The sequence below is a fragment of the Pseudemcibacter sp. genome, from assembly GCF_965661635.1.
Lineage (GTDB): Bacteria > Pseudomonadota > Alphaproteobacteria > Sphingomonadales > Emcibacteraceae > Pseudemcibacter.
In genome coordinates, this window is the sequence record NZ_CBFIEP010000162.1 from 1 (window position 1) to 18059 (window position 18059).

Sequence of the window (18059 nt, forward strand, 5' to 3'; positions counted from 1 at the left end):
GGCGAATATCTTTAACCATCTTGGTGGCTTTTGAATTAGTAGGTTTAGTTCTCATCTTCATTCCTTCACAAAATTACGATGAGATCAAAACCTCTCTTATGCAAATACTTTAAATGGTCTCATAAGCTTTGACGGGGTACATATTGGTTCCCGCATAATGGCCCTTACTAGTTTTAAACTAAACTATCGTACTAATTCATCAAATGTATTATTTAAAATAGGATATTCTTGCCAATCTTTATAATCGAAATGCCACCATTCGTTCTCTAATACTGTAAAGCCGACATCTTCCATAACATGACGCAGTAATGCGCGGTGCCATCTCTCTAGAGCAGTACCTCCCATATATTCGGGATAAGAACGATCTGTCATTTCATCATATGTTCCGACCATTTTGATTACTTCACCAGTTTTTAATTCGTAAAGAGTGAGATCAATGGCGCTTCCTCTGTTGTGAATGGATCCATTATCAGGATTGGCAACAAAATTACGCTCATCCCCCTCTGTGGCATCCCAGAAAATTTTAGTCACATACCATGGACGATAAGCATCATGAACGACAATGCCATATCCCATTGCATTAAATCTTTTATTTGCTTCATTTAACGCCATAACGGCAGGACGATGAAGAAAACTTTTTGCTTCTGAATATGTTGGTGCATTTAAGAAATTATTTGTCGTAGAGTAACGAACATCTAATTTTACATTTTCAAGGACAGTCGTGACGTCGACTAGATCAGGTTCTCTAAAATCGCCTTTTTCTTTAGGCGGCGATGCAGCAAGCGCATCTTCGATATATTCGTCAATCGTTTTATCAAGTTCCACCTTAAAGGTATTACCATTGCTTGGTTCAATATTATTACGATTATAGGTTACATTATTGATCACAATTGATTTTGACTTGCCGTCACTATCGAATTGAAAAATGAATGTCGCAAATTCCCCGCGAAAGCTATAGGTATATTTACCAGGTGCTATAAAGCTTAGAGGCCAGTCCTTCATGGTATCAGGTGAAGAACCATCAAATGTAGGGTTAATAATCGCGTGGAGCCTTCCGCCATCTTCACGGATGATGATTTTTTCTTCACCCAAATGATATTCGCCAAGCATAGGTATTAAGTTTTGCTGAGCGGCAGGCGGTTTTTCTCCGAATTCATATTGTTGCGCTTGTAAGTTCCCGCTCATACAAGCAATTAAAACGACAAAAACGAATTTCTGAAGCATTTGCAATGTTACTCTCCCCTACTAAGTTTAGCCTTCTTCTGGACGCTCTCCGCGGTTTTCTTTTATCCATTCTGCGGCTTTTGCTTGAATGCTATTGATATCATCGCGTTCCATATAATTTGTGACACGCCACATAAATTTACGTGCTTTTTTAAAACCGCCGTCTTCGGCTAATATGAACCAAAAATAAGAACCCGTTACATCAAAGTCAGTGCCACGTGCATTTAATTTCATTGTACCGATATTACCCTGTGAAATTGGGTGTCCTTGAAGTGCGGCTTTCATAAACCATTTATAAGCCGTAACGTCATCTCTAGGGAGAGTGCGACCTGTTGCATACATAACGGCTAAGTAATATTGGGCTAACATGTGGCCATCTTCGGCCGCTTCCGTAAAGCCTTCAAAAGCCTCTTCAAAACGGCGATCATCATAAGCTTCTTTCGCTTCTTCATAACCCGCTAATGCATTTGAAATCGGCAATAATATAAGCAAAATGAGGAAAGTTAGGACTGATTTGACAGTGTTTAAATTTAACATTTTATATAACCTTAAAAATATTCATATAGCAATTGTAAAGCCATCGGTGCTTCCGGATGACCATTATCAGCAGCAAGTTGATACCACTCAGCCGCTTTTAGGTCACTTTGATCGACGCCATGACCATGTTCATACATCACCCCTAAATTAAATTGTGCGTTCATATCCCCTTCATCAGCGGCTTTGGTAAATTCAACCAATGCAACGCCATAATTTCCTGCTTGATATGCTTCTTCCCCTTTACTATTATCGGCGAATACCGAAGAAGTAAGAGTTGAGAGAAACATCATGCAAATGATTAAAAAGCGAATAAACAATTTAACACCTATCCTAATGTTTTAAAACGTCGATTAGGTTATCGACTAATTGGTAATTTGACAATAATAATCGGACAGAGTTTACGAAAAAGCCTTTATAAAAAGAGATATCTCTTAAAAAGTACCTTGCAAAGAAAACCTTATTTCCTGAGCGGTACGTGTGCGGCGATCATCAATTCTGGTTACATCGTTAAAACGAATGTGATCAGAATAGTTAATAAGAATAGATTCTTGTCTTTTTCCGGTTAATTGTGAGCCCTCAATACGTGCTCTAATCCCATCAAATATAATCATTTCTGCGAAAGCACCAAGTTCAATTGCAGGACTATTAGGCCAATAATATCTAATGAAGAACCTCTCAAAATCACTTCTATATCGGGCATTTACACCGTAAGAAACACGCCATTCATTTAAATCTTGGCGGTAACCTACTCTTAAGTCATGATCTGACCTACGGTCCCAGCGGCGTTCTTCACCAGTAAATTGGTCGGTTGTTCTTCTACGAGCATAAAGATAATTAACATTTATTACGCCGCCCGTAACACCAAGATTATCAAGTCTAATATTACTTATTAACCTTGCGCCATAAGCAGTGGCTTTACGAATGTTACCGCTTCGGGCAGTGAATGATGTCGCATCTCTTAAACCATCACTTGGCGGCAAAGCGAAATATTGGTCAGCTGTTACCACATTTCCTAGCTCATCCTGATATTCACTAAAATCAACATTACCGATAAAGTCTTTGAAATCCGCATAAAATACTTCAACTTGTACAGTTCCTAAATTTTTGGCAAAGCGGTGTTCTAGTGTTGCAGAATAACGCCATCTTTCTTGAGGCTTAATTGCCGTGTTTCCTTCGATTAATACTTGGGCCGCATTATCCCAACGGGTAATAAAGTTGCCAAAATCAAGTTGACTCACTTCTTTTTCAGCAAGTAACCGAAGCTGATCAGTTTCGGTAATATCATAGCGGGCATTAAATCGTGGTTTTAGAAAGGTAAAACTTGTTTGACGACGACTAACACCACCTGTCGGAATGATCGTATCCGCAGTAATTGTCGAAAACTCTGTAATTAGTGAGCTTTGTAAGGAGATCGCATTACTAAAGTTATAGTTATGGATACCAAAAACTTCATAACGTTTTTCGCCAATTTCAACTTCATCTTGCGCATCAATTGAGCTTATGGTGTTTTCATCGCTAAAGGTTAACTGATCGAATTTTTGGTCGAATGTGTTAAATGCACCCTCGCCACCTAATTCCAAAGTTTGATTACCAAAAATAGGACGTGTTAATGAGGCGCGTAAAATTCTTTCGGAACGATTTGTGATTTCCGTTAAACTTTGGCTATTGAAAGTCGCGTCAGGCGCACTAAAACGTTCATCGAATTCATCTTGTTGATCGCGATTAGCAACGAATAAGGTTTTTAATTGCCCTAAAGATCCTAATTGTCGTTCATAATCTCCACCAATTTCCCAGCGGCTACCTGTTGATTCGCGCGGTGTACGGCGGTAAAATGCCCCGTCACCTTCTTCAATACGAAGTTCCTGACCATCATTGCTACGTGGTTCATAAAGTCCGTTTAAGCGTAATGTCCCGTGTTCTTCAAAAGCATATGTAAGATTGGTCGTAAAGGCCGTGCTTGGGCGAATGAAATCACCTTCAACAAATAATGATTCTGTACGTTCACCATCAGCATTGGTATATATTTCATCACGGTCAAAATGAAATTCAAAATGTTTTCTTTCGACACCAAACAAATATTCAAATTTACTAGAAGATCCGCTATGTGAAAATGTGAATGTTGGATTAACATCAAATCCTTCATAATAAACACCACCAACATTCCAGAAAGTTGTCGAAGTCGATATGCCGGCTTCTAATTGGATATTGATAACCAAACCTTCACTTTGTACATCAAGTCCTTCGACGGCTCCGCGGATAAGTTGAATTTCTTTTACGGTACCCGCTGAAACTCGTGCCATGGTATCACTAATGTTATTAGCCTTACCGGACAGTCTTTTACCGTTAATCAAAATTTGATCACCGCCGGCACCAAAACCACGCCTGCCGCCCCCTTGGCCGCGATTGTTACCGCCAGTACTCTGTGCAAGTATTTGTTGAGCTTCAGGAATACGTTGAAGCATATCAAGAAGGGTAACAGGGGCAAATTCTGCAAAATAGTCGAAACTATATCTTGTGATTGATGAATATTCAGCTACAGGATCGTCTGCTTGGCCGGCCGCATAGGCAGGGCTATTAAAAGTAGATCCGAGTAAAAGAAGAGATATAATTTTTTTGTGCATGGTACTTATAAATAAAAAAGTTAAAATGTATTCGTATTCTATAGAGCATAAATCTTAAATAAGGGTTATGATTTAGAGAACTGATGTTGATAAATAATATTTTATCTTTTGCTTACGAAATTACAATCCTTGCAGATTACAATGATTAAAAGAAATGTTACAAATCATGTTGAGACATAGAAGAATTAACCATAATAATCAAGGGTTATGTTATAACAATTTCATATAATGTAATGTTTTATGTTCAATTTATTGTGAAGTAATAATTATTAGCTAATTATTTGTAATTAAAAGCTTCCTTGCAATGAAACTTGGAGGGCACGGGGTTTATTATTTTCGCGTTCTTCGCGGGCATTAATTTCATTAAAGCGAATATGATCTGTATATCTTATCGTTGTTTGATGCCCTTGCGAACCAGTTATTTCAATAAGGTCTAAACGCATTTTTATTGTCTGTGATAAGTTATATTCTGCAAATGCACTTATACGTGCTGATGGACTTTGAGGTTGGAAGTATCGCATGTCATAATTTGCCCAATCGCTTCTAATGTTAAAAATAAAACCATAAGCCAGTCCGATACTTGTAATATCGTGTCGATAATTGATATTATAAACATGATCAGAGTGACGGGCAAAATTACGCATCAATTGTGTAAATTGATCAAGAGAGCGACGTTTTTCAAATCGGTATCCTAGTGATAATACTGCATCTGGTACGCCAATAAATCCGAGACGTAAATTGCTTTTTAGATCGACACCATAAATGTAAGCGCTATCGATGTTGCCTTGTGTCGGAACAAAATCAGTTTCATCGCGCAGTGCTGCTGAAGGTGGTAAATTAAAAAATTCATCTACCGTGATAATATTTCCACCAATGTCATCACGATATTCCGTAAAATCAATTCGCGTTTGATGGTCAATGCGGTGATGGTAATAAGCCTGCCCTTCAAACGTGCCCGCGTCATTGGCAAGTCGGTGTTCATAACCAAGTACAAATTCCCAAGTTTGTGTTGGAAGCAGTTCCGTGTTCCCTACTCTAACTTCATCATTTTGGGCATCATATGATGTTACAAAGCTATCAAATCTTAACTGACTTACTTTCTTCTCTACGGTCAATCTCATTTGATCACGTTCAGTATAATCATATCTGAAATTTACTCTTGGCTTTAAATAAGTGAGGCTCGTATCTCGTCTATCGACCGTGTTATCTGCAAAGATGTTATCAGCAATAATATTAGAAAATTCTGTCGTTAGTGAGCTTTGCATCACAAATTTTGGCGTGATGTTATAACTGTGAATGGCAAAAACCTCGTAACGGTTTTCTTGAATTTCTACGTTATCTGCTGACTTTAACTGCAGCGGATCTGGCGCTTCATCACGGTCAAAGCTATTAAAAACCTTATCAAATGTGTTAATGGCTACTTCACCACCAATCTCAATGGTTTGTCCCGCAGCAATAGTTGGCGTAATAGAAGTCCTGAAGATTTTCTCACTTCTGACAGCGTCGGTAAATTCTTCACGGTAGGTGTATTGGGGGTCAGTTAAATCACGTTGTCTGAATACTTCAGTATCTTCAGTACCACGATTAACGACGAAAAGCGTTTTTGAACGTCCTAAAAAGCCAAGGTTTCTTAAATAATCACCTCCCACTTCCCAGCGTCCATTATCCGTATCGCGGTCCCAGATTAAACTATCTGGATCATCACCGAGTTCAACGCGTTCTTCGTGGAAGAAAAATTGATTAGGCTCAAAGAGGCCATTTAGACGAAGTTCGGCACCATCCTCAAAATTATAACCAAGGTTTGTTGTGAAATTCCAAGCACGGAACCCAAACTCATGTTCAATATTTTGAGTTCCTGTCTGATTATCAAGTTCATCAAAGAATATTTCTTCCATTGGACGATAACCATTGTCATTTTTACGCTCAACGCTAAAGGTGTAATTTAAATTTCCCTTTGCACCGTTGTGAGATACTAAAAATTGAGGAAGAAATTTATGGCCAAATGTATATTCCCCTATCACTCGGACAAAAGTTGTTGATTGTGATGCTCCTTCTGCGAGGATAATATTAATAACCAAACCATCACTTTGTACATCTAGCCCGCTAGAGGCACCGCGGATCAAATCAATTTTAACAACTTGCGTTGATGGAATGCGTGAAAGAGTATCATTAATATTATTTGATTTTCCAGCAAGTCTTTTTCCGTCAATTAAAATTTGATCACCGGAATTTCCGAAACCACGTTGTCCGCGTCCTTGCCCTCTTCGTCCGCTGTTTAAGACATCAGATATACCAGGAATGCGTTGCAGCATATCCAGAAGGGATACGGGATCATATTGAATAAAAAAATCGGCTTCGTATGTGACGATTGATGCTTCGCTTAGGGCGTCTTCCTCGCCATCGGCAGCATTTGATAATGTCGGCGTTAGCACTGTGGAGGAAAGTAGGCCTACAAATACTGCTGATACTATATACTTACTCATTATAAATTAGTCCCACTGATTTCTTTATTGTTCCCTATAATGCTTTCACATGAATCTATATTATTCATTTAGTGAAGATTATAAATTTTGTATAATTGAAATGAGTGAAATAATCAAACGTTATATTATAATGCAATCTAAAAAGTGCCCTGAATAGAAATTCTTAGCTCAATGGGCCGTGTATTCTTTCTTAATTGACGTTCCCGTAAATCATTAAATCTGATGTGATCATTATAAATGGAGTAATTTGATGCACCTCTATCACCGTTTAACCCCTCACCTTCAAAGCGGATTTTATAATCCCTGAATAGTGTTTTCTCAGCAAAGATCTTAATGTTTGCTGCTGGTTGGTTTGGCCAAAAGAAGTCTATGAAATAACGTTGAAAATCACTACGAGCAGTAAACTCAAGACCATATGCAAGTTGATATTGAGTTACGTCATGGCGAAAGTTTACATCAACCTGATGGTTAGAGTGACGGTCAAAGTTTCTTTCTTGCAGTGTGAATTGATCAATTGCACGACGTCGTTCGAAGGTATAATTCACACTTAATGTGGCACTGGGTACGCCAATGAATCCTAGGCGAAGGTTGGTTCTTATTTTTGCACCGTAGGCTTTTGCCGTTGGAATATTCCCTTGTTTGGCGGAATAACTTTCGCCATTGTCATCAACAAAATCGCGTAAAGCTTGATCAGGGTTTAATGCAAAAAAGGCATCTGATCCATCAATAGGGTTTAGATTGAAATCATAATATTGCGTAAAATCGACAGTCGAAATATGATCCGTATATTTCCTGTAGAAAGCCTCTATTTCAAAGGATCCGGTATCATTGGGAAGGCGATGTTCAAATGTTGCAGAAAAATCCCAAGTTTGTTCAGGACGGATTTGAGTGTTACCAAAGCGAAAAATTTGTGCTTGCTGATCAAATCTTGTGACAAAATTATTAAAATCAAGCTGGCTGACTTTCTTTTCTACGAGTAATCTTAATTGATCTTGGTTGGTAATATCATAGCGGAAATTGACGCGCGGTTTTAAATAAGTGAAACTCGTATTACGAGTGTCAATGATTGTAGTATCTTGATAAGTATCAGCTACGATCTTTGAGAACTCAGTAATTAATGAGCTTTGAAGTTGCATATTTGAAGAAATATTATAGCTGTGATTTGCAAAGACTTCGAAACGGTTTTCTTTAATTCTAACGTCATCTGTATTATCAATGATAAGTTCACTATCAGCATCATCGCGGTCAAAATTATCATAGGACTTATCATAAGTGTTGAAGGCCCCTTCACCACCAATTTCGAGTGTTTGGTCGCCAAAAATAGATTTGGATAAAGATCCACGTAATATTTTTTCGCTACGGTCCTCATCAGTTATGTCGCGGGTATATTCAAACCTTTCATCGCCTGATCCTCGAAAGCGATTTACGGTTACATCCGTTTTGATTTCATTCACCACAAACAATGTTTTTAAGTTTCCCAAAAACCCCATATTACGTTCATAATCACCGCCAATTTCCCAACGATTAACATCGCGGTCTGAGTCCCAAAAAATGGGTCTGAGTGCATCAGATGACTTATCACGCGTTTCTTCACCATTAACACCGTTTGGTTCATATAACCCATTAAGGCGTAAACGCGAACCATCATCGAATTGGTATCCAAGATTGGTGTTAAAATTATTGCCGAAACGGTCAAAATCACCATTAACTGTCCGCACTGCAAATTCGTTATCATCCGCATCAAAGAAAGTTTCAACGGCATCGAAAAAGAAATCATTATTCTGATGTTCGTAACTAAGAATATACTCAAAGTTACCTTTTGCGCCACTATGGGAAATTAGAAATTCTGGTGTAAAATAATGACCGCCGGAATATTCACCGTTAATTTGAACAAATGTTGTTGATGTTGATTGTCCTTCGCGCATAATTACATTAACAACGAGGCCTTGACTTTGGACATCAAGTCCTGCTGCTGCGCCTCGTATAAGTTCAATTCGTTCCACTTGTTCTGCTGAAATACGTCCTAAGGTATCATCAATATTATTGCTTTTACCTGCGAGCCTTTTGCCATCAATTAAAATTTGGTCACCGCCTGCGCCAAAGCCGCGTTCGCCCCTGTTACTTGCACCTGGCCCACCGCGACGTTGTTGGCGGTTTTTATTCAGTATATCGGGAACGCCGGGAACCGCTTGTAGCATATCAAGAAGTGTAACAGTGGTTAGGTTTTCAAAATAATCACGGCCGTAAGCGACCACAGTTGATCCGCTACTGCTATCTTCCTGCGCCTTACTATAATCCGTCATAATAATTGAACAGGAAATAAGAAGCGCTGACATAAATTTTTTATTGTTCATGGCTTTTAATATTAAAAATGTAAATTAAATATGGAATGGGTATAGAACGTTAAGTCATAACAATCAATTGTTATATTATAATGTATTGATTTTAGAATGTGCCTGAAATAGATACTTCAAGTTCACGAGGGACACTGGTGTCTCTTTCGATGCGGTTTCGAAGATCGTTTAATCCAATATGATCATTATACAAGAATTGTGTGGATACACCGCGTCTTCCTGTCAGTTGTTTAGCATCTATACGTAATTTAACCGTTGGCAAAATATTATATTCAACGAATAGTCCAACGAATGCCTGCGGGCTAAAGGGCCAATAAAAGTTTATGTCATTGGTTGCCGCATCTGATGTAAACCTAGCACGGGCACCATAAGCAAGGCCAATGTCTGTAATGTCATGGCGATAATCAACACTTACGCGATGAATTGAATTACGAACAAATCTTCTGTCTAAAAAGGTGAATTGGTCGATAATGTTACTTTTTTCGAATGTGTAATTTGCACTGAGTACTGCATTGGGTACACCAATAAAACCAAAACGAACACTTGCTTTTACATTTGCACCAAAGCTGCTGCCTTTATCGATATTACCAGATTTTGAAACGAACCCTTCTCCGTTATCATCAACAAATTCACGTAAGGCGGCATCTGGTGAAATCGCAGCAAACTCATTAAAATTATTAAGTGGATTAAACCCAAAATCATAATATTGTGTAAAATCAATACGTTCAATTTTATCCGTAAAATCGCGGTAGAACCCTTCAATTTCAAATGAGCCGCCATCATTTGGAAAGCGATGCTCATAAGCAAGTAAGAATTCCCACACTTGTTCAGGACGAATTTGTGTATTACCGAATTGGAATTGCTCAATTCGCTGATCATAACGTGTGACAAAATTTTGAAATTCGAGTTGGCTTACTTTCTTTTCAACGGTTGCGCGTAGCTGATCACTGCCTGTAACGTCATAACGTAAATTTGCCCGTGGTTTAAAATAGGTGAAACTGGTATCACGACGATCAATTAATGATCCATCGGGAAAAAGGTTTTCAGCAACAATATTTGATATTTCAGTGATTAAGGAACTTTGTAGAACCAGTTTTTGCGAAAAGTTATATGTATGATTTGCGAAAATTTCATAACGATTTTCCTGAATTTCAACTCTGTCGCGGGTCACAAGTTCAAAAGGGTCTGTTGGCGCATCTCTATTGATGCTTTCAAAAGACTTATCAAAAGTATTGATGGCCGCTTCCGCGCCAAATTCTAAAGTTTGTTTGCTTCCAAATGAATTCGTCAGTGATGTTCTTATGATTTTTTCTTTTCTGACTTCGAGTTCATCATCTTCGGTATAAATATATGGTGTGGTATTGGTGTCGCGGTAACGAATAGCATTTTCATCTTCTTCACGGCGATTGACGACAAATAATGTTTTAAAATTCCCCAGAAACCCTAACTTTGTAGTGAAATCACCGCCAACTTCCCAATTTTTTGATGAATCATCATTGACCCAGCGAATGAAATCGGGTGAATCTCCTGTTTGATCACGGGCATCATCGCGAAATTCTGTTTCGCCCTCATATTGTCCGTTAAGGCGTAATACTGAACCGCTTTCAAAAGAATAATCAACATTACCGTTAAATCTATAGCCCTGTTCGCTGCTGCTGCTATCGATTAAACGGTTATTAGTATTTACATCTGCAGCATCAAAAAATTGCTCGTCCCGTGTAAAGAAATTATTATTATTAGTGCGCGCCGCAGACAAAGTATAATCCATCGACCCCAAAGCACCACTGTGTGAAATAAGGGCTTCAAACCCTGGGTTATTTCCTTCTTTGACTTCGCTTTTCATTTGAACGAAGGTTGTCGAATTAGACGCGCCTTCTTTTAAAATGATGTTAACCACTAAACCTTGACTTTGAACATCAAGTCCACTTGATGCGCCACGGATCAGTTCAATTCTTTCTACTTGCTCTGCAGAAATGCGTCCTAAGGTATCATCAATGTTGTTGCTTTTACCGGCTAGTCTTTTACCATCGATTAAAATTTGGTCACCACCAGATCCAAATCCGCGTGCACCACGACTGCTAGCACCCCCGCCGCCAGAGTTTCTTTGTTGACGGTTGCGATTTAAAATTTCTTGAACGCCAGGAACGCGCTGTAGCATATCAACGAGGGTTACGGGCGCATATTCAGTAAAAAAATCTGCATTATATGAAACTGTTGCCGCTTCACTATCGTTCGAAGTCTCCTGCGCACTCGCAAGTGAAAATGAAAAAACAGTAGATAATAAGATAATGGATAAATTACGGGTATTTCCCACAATCCCAATTTTACGTAACATCAATGTTAAACCCCTTAAATTTACCGTTATATTATAATATTATATTATAACAATTTACAATCAAAATATAGAACGATTACATTTTGAGGTTAGAACGTTGCTTGAACGGAAATTTCAATTTCGGTGGCTTGCTTTTCTAGTCTTCTGAGGGTTCCATTAAATTCGCCAAAACGAATATGGTCTTGATATCTATTAAAATCAGAATCCCATCTTTTTGTTCTAAGGTTTTCACCAGCAAGCCTGACTTTAACCCCATTATTAAATGTATATTCGACGAATGCTTCTAAGGACATAATAGGATCGGCTATCCAATTATAATCGATATCGTTGCTTTCACGATTGCTTTGGGCTTGCCCACTAATACCATAACTAACCCCATAATCATTTAAATCATGACGGAAGTTAAAACCAAAAGTATGAGGGCTGCGCCAATCAAATGGTCTTTTGGTTCCAGTAAATTGGTCAATGGCTTCTGTTTTATCAAAGACATAATTAAGCGCAAGAACAGCGTTTTGGAGCCCGATAAAACTTAATCTTATGCTTGTATTTGCGCGAACGCCGTAAGCGGTTGCATTTGGAATATTTCCAGATTTTGAAAGAAAAGAGATATTATCCCGCAGGGCTACAGTAGGTGGTAAATTAAAAAATGCTTCAGCAGCTATGCTATCACCTGTAAAATTTTCATATTCGGAAAAATCAACTCGGGTAATATGATCGTTAAACCTGTGATAAAATAATTCAATATCAAATGATCCTCCATCATTTAAGAAACGATGCTCATATTGAACGGAATATTCCCAAACCTGTTCAGGACGAATATTTGTATTTCCAACACGCAGCACATTGGCCAATCGATCAAATCTGGTGACGAAGTTGCTAAAATTTAATTGACTGACTTTCTTTTCAACGGTTGCACGAACCTGATCTCGTTCCCCTAAATCATACCTTAAATTGATGCGTGGTTTGAAATATGAAAAACTCGTATCGCGCGTCGTTGGCGCAGCGCCAGCGAAAACATTGTTTGCAACAATTTTAGAAAATTCATTTTGAAGGGATGTTTGAACAACAAAATTTAGTGTAATATTATAGGTATGATGGGCGAAAATTTCGTATCTATTTTCTTTAATATCCACCACATCACTATTGGTAAGTTCAAGTATATCTAGTGCTGTCTCGCGTTCCTCATTTCTAAAGAAACGTTCACTTGTGTTAATGGCTGTTTCCGCACCATATTCTATAGCTTGCTTATCCGTAAGTGATGTTGTGAAGGCAAGACGGAATATACGTTCATTTTTCTTTTCGTTATTGTATTCAATATTATATTCGAATTCTTCCGCGTCGCTTCCTCTAAAACGATTATGTAATTCAGATCTTGTTTCCCCATTAATTAAGAATAGTAACCTTAACGAACCAAGCAAAGGGACATTGCTGCGTGAGTAATCACCACCTACTTCCCATTTGTCATTATCCCCGTCCGTGTTCCAAGTTAATGGGCGAAGCGTGCTTGATGTGTTATCACGTGTTTCAAGACCATCCCAACCCGCAGGTTCATAAAGGCCGTTAAGACGAAGATTTGAATTATCTTTAAAAGCATAAGAAAGATTGGTAATCATCTCGATGCTTTTATAATCAAATTTATGATCAACAAATTGATCTGCGGTTTTATCGCCATTTGCATCTAAGAATTGTTCTATTCTTTCACGGTTAAAGCCGCCTCTTTTACGTTCAATACTAAATGTGTAATCAAGCGCATCCCATGAACCACTATGTGATATTAGTGCACCAGGTTGGTTTCTATGGTGAATGGTATAACGATTTTGTAATCTGACGAACGTTGTTGATGTACTTGCACCACCGGCAAGAGTAATATTGATAACAAGACCTTGGCTTTGAACATCTAGGCCAGCGGTTGCACCGCGTATCAGTTCGATCTTTTCGACTTGATCAGCAGATATTCTGCCCAAAGTGTCATCAACACTATTGGTTTTACCGGCCAATCTTTTACCATTAATCAAAATCTGGTCACCACCGGAACCAAAGCCCCTTGCCCTTTGTCCACTCGCACTATTACCACCGCGTTGGTTTTGGTTTTTATTTAAAATGTCATTGGCGCCTGGTATGATTTGCAACATATCCAAAAGAGTAACCGCATTGTAATCTGCAAAATATTCTTTTTCATAAGTAACGATGGAGGCATCTCCATCGCTTTCAACATTTTGGGCGTAGGCGAACTGTGAAAATGTAAAAACGTTAGTCATTAACGCAGTTACGAGGCGTTTTTTATTATTCATTATTGTCTTTCAGTTTCGCCATTTAAGAATAATTCCAACATGTAACAATATTACGTTTTATTACATGAAAACCTTTGAAAAAAATATTGTTTTTTATAAATAAATATAAGTTATTGTTTTGAAGTGATTTTTTCTTTGGATATTATTTGTTTTATACTATCATTTGTATGAAAAATTTTTAGAATGTGGAAACAATGAAAAAAATATCCTTTAAAAAATCATTACTTAGTTCAATTTTAGTTGTGGCTAGCCATCTGCCCGTTTTTGCAGGAAACTTAAGTGAAGAAAGATTAGATCAGTTTGTCACAGAGGCTATGACCGAATTTAATATTCCGGGCATTGCTGTTGGTGTCATTAAAAATGGCTCTATTGAACATTTAAAAGGCTATGGCGTTCGTGAAGTGGGCAAAGAAGGACTTGTTGATGGCGATACGCTATATGCGATTGCATCAAATAGTAAAGCCTTTACTGCCGCGGCGCTTGCAATCTTGGTTGATGATGGTGTCCTTCGTTGGGATGACAAGGTAATTGATTTTTTACCGAACTTCAGAATGATGGACGCGTGGGTGACTCGTGAATTTACCATACGTGATCTTTTAACACACAGAAGTGGTATGGGGCTTGGTGCTGGGGATTTAATGTTTTGGCCATCAACGGAAAGAACCAGAAAAGAAATAATTGAAAATATCCGTCATTTAAAAATGGTAAGCGGATTTAGAACTGAATATGCGTATGATAACACTTTATATGTAGTCGCCGGCGAAGTTATTGCTGCAGCGTCGGGCATGTCATATGAAGATTTTGTGCAAAGCAGAATTATGAACCAGCTTTCCATTGGAAAAAGCTGTCTTGCCGATATAACGGGATTAGCTGAACAAGAAAATGTTGCAGAACCACACGTGACCGTTGACGGAAAATTACATAAAGCAAGCCGGTTACATGAAATAGGTGATCCAATGGTTATTGCTGCAGCCGGCGGCATTCAATGTAGTGCAAGAGCCATGTTAAAATGGGTCGACGTTCATTTAAATGATGGCGCAGGATTAATTTCAAAAAAACAACATGAAGAAATGTGGACCCCTCAAACAATTCAGCCGGTCAATCAGTCAGATAAGAATTGGCATGGCACTAATTTCTCAGCTTATGGACTAGGGTTTAGATTAAAGGATTATCATGGATTAAAGCATGTATCACATACGGGTGGTTTACTCGGTATGGTGACATATACAGTGATGCTACCCAAAGAAAAATTGGGAATTGTTGTGTTGACTAATCAGGAAAATGGTTCCGCAATGCGAGCAATAATGGAAAATATTTCACAAAGTTACTTGGAAACAGGCGATGTTGATTGGACAGCGCGTTTTTCCGATATACGAAAAAGGAACATTGAAAGAGCAGCATCACAAGTGACTGAAGAGCAATCAGATGAAGAAGCAGAAGCATTATTGCCGCTTGATGATTACGTTGGATTATACCGTGACCCTTGGTTTGGTGATGTGAAAATTAGTAAAAAGGATGATGCCTTATATTTTACGGCCGCTAAATCAAGTAAATTAAAAGGATCAATGACACCTTTTAAATTTAATACTTTTAAAGCGATTTGGGATAATAGAAGTTTTAACGCCGATGCTTATGCCATGTTCAGTACTGATTTTGAAGGTAATGTGAATGGCTTAAAAATGAAGGCGATATCGCCCCTCACCGATTTTAGTTATGATTTTCATGACCTTGATTTTAAAAAGGTAGAATGATCATATAGATTTGATCGGCAGGTCAATCCAGAAAGTGGTGCCACTTCCATATTGGGTGGTAAAATCAATATTGCCATTCATGGCGTCTACAAGGCCTTTAACGATTGTTAATCCTGCTCCTGTCCCTTCAATCGCTTTGCTATCCACACCAGCGCGATTAAAAGGTTTAAAGACATTTTTAATTTCGTTTTCGGCAATGCCGTGTCCTTCATCTTTGACGGTTATTCGAATTGTATCCTTATCATTCTGAAAAGCATTAATCCAAATGTTGCCATTTTTATTTCCGTACTTGCCTGCATTATCTGTTAATGCCATTAAGATCTGAGCAATCCAGTCATTATTTCCATGCACGTAAACAAGTCCTTCAATTTCATCGAGATCATCAATGACATTTAATGTAATTCCATAGTTATTCGCATGCCGCATTAGGTCCTTAACATGATTTGATAACAGATCACGCAACCTAATTTTTTCCAGATCCGGTGGCAAGTTTCCGCTTTCTATATTGCTAAGATCGAGTAAATCATTAATTAGATTTAATAATCGATTGCCAGCAAAATGGATATTTTCGACAAAGCCTCTTTGTTTTTCATTTAATGGCCCGGTTATATCGAGCTTAAGTGCATCAGAAAATCCGATAATAATATTTAAAGGTGTTCTTAATTCGTGGCTCATATTTGTCAGGAATATTGATTTTGATTTATTGGCAACATTTGTTTCAATTAAAGCGCGAGATACAGCCTCTTTCATGGCAATGCTTTTCTCGTTTTCTTTCTCTAATTGATTTCTAATTCGTCCAAGTGTGAGCAAAAGTAGGTTAATCATAACGAAAAATAAAATGATATAGATTGGCGTGACGCTTTGACTAAATAATATATGGTCAATTCCTGAAATTTTAAAGTCAATAGAAGCCCAATATGCATGAATACCAATATGCGCAATTAGGAGGAAGAGCATTGAATTTTTTTCTAGAAGATAAGCTTTAGAAGAAATTTTAGAAATCGCATATATGCTTATCATTAAGAAAATAGTATTATATCCTATTATGATGGCACGCCTTAATTCATCAGAAAATACAATATACGCCCCACTAAGGTTAATAATGATACAAGAAGCCATAATGAAATAGAGTATTCTTCGATCTATTTTTGTGCGGGTGAATTCTATCATTCCCATCGATAAAGAAAAATAAGTTAGACTAGCAATAATATTAAAAACATAAACAAAGGTGTCCATATTTCTAATTTCAGTAAAACAAGATAATGTGCTATCAAATGCGAGCGAAATAGAGAAAATACCCCAGCACATGTTTGATTTATAATATTTATTTCCGAGCCAAATAATAAGCATCAATATCATAAGGACATCGATTATAATTGTGCTGATTAGCTGAAGTGTATTTGTATCAAGTGAATTCATATTTCGCCTATATCAGCTGTCTTTGTTCTGATTTAGGAATATCAATCCAAAAGACTGACCCTTCGTCAATTTTACTTGAGAAACCAATTTTACCATTCATGTCTTCAATCAATTGTTTTGCAATAGACAACCCAACGCCTACTCCGTCTATTTTCTTTTCATCTGCGCCGGCTCTATCAAAGGGTTTAAAGATATTATCATATTGATCTGGCATAATTTCCTTGCCTTTGTTGGTGATAGAAAGCCTAAAGAAGCAATCATCTATTTCATCAAGGCTTAGTTTAATATCTGAAGTTCTATCACCATATTTAACGGCATTTGAAACGAAGTTTATTAAAACCTGTGCGACCCTTATTTGATCTACATAAACGCTCGCCCACGTTGTTTTATTTTGATCAATATTGCTTTCAATATCGAGACTGACATTTATTTGGCCAACAATTTCATTAAGTAATGGTGTTGTTTTATCAATTAAATGGAAGAGGTTGATGTTGGTTGGTGTAATCTCAACCTTCCCTTCCTGGATATTAGACAAGTGAAGTAAATCCGTTATTAACTTAAGAAGAAACTCTCCACCGCTATGAATATTATCGATATATTCCAATTGTTTTTTATTTAAATTACCATAATAGTCTAGTTTTAAACTCTCAGAAAAACCAAGTATAGCGTTAAGCGGTGTTCTTAATTCATGGCTCATATTGGTTAGAAATAAATCTTTTTCATTATTTGCTAATTGCGCTTTTTCTAAAGTTTCAACCAATGATTTTTCAAGTTTTTTATGTTTACGGCTTTCAGATATCAATTGATTCCGCCGTTTGGCGATGGTCAACATAATCAAACCAATAGTAATAAATATATGACTTAAATAGACGAAAAATAGGCTAGTGATTACGCTATAACCATCTGTATCCCGTCAGACCAAGTTGGACTAATTAAGGGTATTGCATAAGAGAGTGTTTTTGTTTCATCATAATGACGAAGGAACGAAGATGACACGTAAACACTCTAACAAATTAAATAGAACTGGAAGCGCGGAGAAGACGG

General features: G+C 37.7%; 11 protein-coding genes. 1 reads left to right on the forward strand and 10 read right to left on the reverse strand.

All coding sequences use genetic code 11. The features are described 5' to 3' along the window. Positions 1 to 183: 183 nt before the first annotated feature. The 8 genes from ACTF6W_RS10850 to ACTF6W_RS10885 form a co-directional block, all read right to left on the reverse strand. Complete coding sequence (locus tag ACTF6W_RS10850) at positions 184 to 1224, reverse strand: M15 family metallopeptidase (protein WP_438994563.1); 1041 nt, start codon at positions 1222 to 1224, stop codon at positions 184 to 186. A gap of 27 nt (positions 1225 to 1251) precedes the next feature. Beyond that, on the reverse strand, positions 1252 to 1761 hold the full coding sequence (locus ACTF6W_RS10855; RefSeq protein WP_438994564.1) for a tetratricopeptide repeat protein: 510 nt from the start codon (positions 1759 to 1761) through the stop codon (positions 1252 to 1254). 11 nt (positions 1762 to 1772) lie between these two features. Further along, positions 1773 to 2078 carry a tetratricopeptide repeat protein gene (locus ACTF6W_RS10860; RefSeq protein WP_438994565.1) on the reverse strand — a complete coding sequence of 102 codons (306 nt, stop codon included), beginning with the start codon at positions 2076 to 2078 and terminating at the stop codon, positions 1773 to 1775. A 114-nt stretch (positions 2079 to 2192) separates the two neighbouring features. Next, positions 2193 to 4382, reverse strand: a complete 2190-nt coding sequence (locus ACTF6W_RS10865) for a TonB-dependent receptor plug domain-containing protein (protein ID WP_438994566.1) — start codon at positions 4380 to 4382, stop codon at positions 2193 to 2195. A gap of 287 nt (positions 4383 to 4669) precedes the next feature. After that, positions 4670 to 6865 (reverse strand): TonB-dependent receptor plug domain-containing protein, encoded by a 2196-nt coding sequence (locus ACTF6W_RS10870; protein WP_438994567.1) that lies wholly within the window; start codon positions 6863 to 6865, stop codon positions 4670 to 4672. Positions 6866 to 7002: 137 nt separating this feature from the next. Then, the gene (locus ACTF6W_RS10875) at positions 7003 to 9219 is read right to left on the reverse strand and encodes a TonB-dependent receptor plug domain-containing protein (protein WP_438994568.1); all 2217 of its coding nucleotides are present in this window, start codon (positions 9217 to 9219) and stop codon (positions 7003 to 7005) included. 91 nt (positions 9220 to 9310) lie between these two features. Continuing rightward, a complete protein-coding gene (locus tag ACTF6W_RS10880) occupies positions 9311 to 11554 on the reverse strand; it encodes a TonB-dependent receptor plug domain-containing protein (RefSeq protein ID WP_438994569.1) in 2244 nt (747 codons plus the stop codon). An 89-nt stretch (positions 11555 to 11643) separates the two neighbouring features. Next, entirely contained in the window at positions 11644 to 13845 is a 2202-nt protein-coding gene (locus ACTF6W_RS10885; RefSeq protein ID WP_438994570.1) for a TonB-dependent receptor plug domain-containing protein, read from the reverse strand. 194 nt (positions 13846 to 14039) lie between these two features. On the opposite strand from ACTF6W_RS10885, the gene ACTF6W_RS10890 reads away from it, so the two are divergent. Further along, entirely contained in the window at positions 14040 to 15596 is a 1557-nt protein-coding gene (locus tag ACTF6W_RS10890; protein WP_438994571.1) for a serine hydrolase, read from the forward strand. On the opposite strand, the gene ACTF6W_RS10895 is transcribed toward ACTF6W_RS10890, so the two are convergent. Together ACTF6W_RS10895 and ACTF6W_RS10900 are read right to left on the reverse strand one after the other, a co-directional pair. Continuing rightward, the gene (locus ACTF6W_RS10895) at positions 15597 to 17015 is read right to left on the reverse strand and encodes a sensor histidine kinase (protein ID WP_438994572.1); all 1419 of its coding nucleotides are present in this window, start codon (positions 17013 to 17015) and stop codon (positions 15597 to 15599) included. 7 nt (positions 17016 to 17022) lie between these two features. Beyond that, positions 17023 to 17817 (reverse strand): sensor histidine kinase, encoded by a 795-nt coding sequence (locus ACTF6W_RS10900; protein ID WP_438994573.1) that lies wholly within the window; start codon positions 17815 to 17817, stop codon positions 17023 to 17025. Between the last annotated feature and the right edge of the window lie 242 nt (positions 17818 to 18059).

Excerpts from the sequence above, each read along its gene's own strand:
- ACTF6W_RS10865 (WP_438994566.1), bottom strand. The coding sequence starts at position 4,382 with ATGCACAAAAAAATTATATCTCTTCTTTTACTCGGATCTACTTTTAAT.
- ACTF6W_RS10870 (WP_438994567.1), bottom strand. The coding sequence starts at position 6,865 with ATGAGTAAGTATATAGTATCAGCAGTATTTGTAGGCCTACTTTCCTCC.
- ACTF6W_RS10895 (WP_438994572.1), bottom strand. The coding sequence starts at position 17,015 with ATGAATTCACTTGATACAAATACACTTCAGCTAATCAGCACAATTATA.
- ACTF6W_RS10850 (WP_438994563.1), bottom strand. The coding sequence starts at position 1,224 with ATGCTTCAGAAATTCGTTTTTGTCGTTTTAATTGCTTGTATGAGCGGG.
- ACTF6W_RS10890 (WP_438994571.1), top strand. The coding sequence starts at position 14,040 with ATGAAAAAAATATCCTTTAAAAAATCATTACTTAGTTCAATTTTAGTT.
- ACTF6W_RS10885 (WP_438994570.1), bottom strand. The coding sequence starts at position 13,845 with ATGAATAATAAAAAACGCCTCGTAACTGCGTTAATGACTAACGTTTTT.
- ACTF6W_RS10875 (WP_438994568.1), bottom strand. The coding sequence starts at position 9,219 with ATGAACAATAAAAAATTTATGTCAGCGCTTCTTATTTCCTGTTCAATT.
- ACTF6W_RS10880 (WP_438994569.1), bottom strand. The coding sequence starts at position 11,554 with ATGTTACGTAAAATTGGGATTGTGGGAAATACCCGTAATTTATCCATT.
- ACTF6W_RS10855 (WP_438994564.1), bottom strand. The coding sequence starts at position 1,761 with ATGTTAAATTTAAACACTGTCAAATCAGTCCTAACTTTCCTCATTTTG.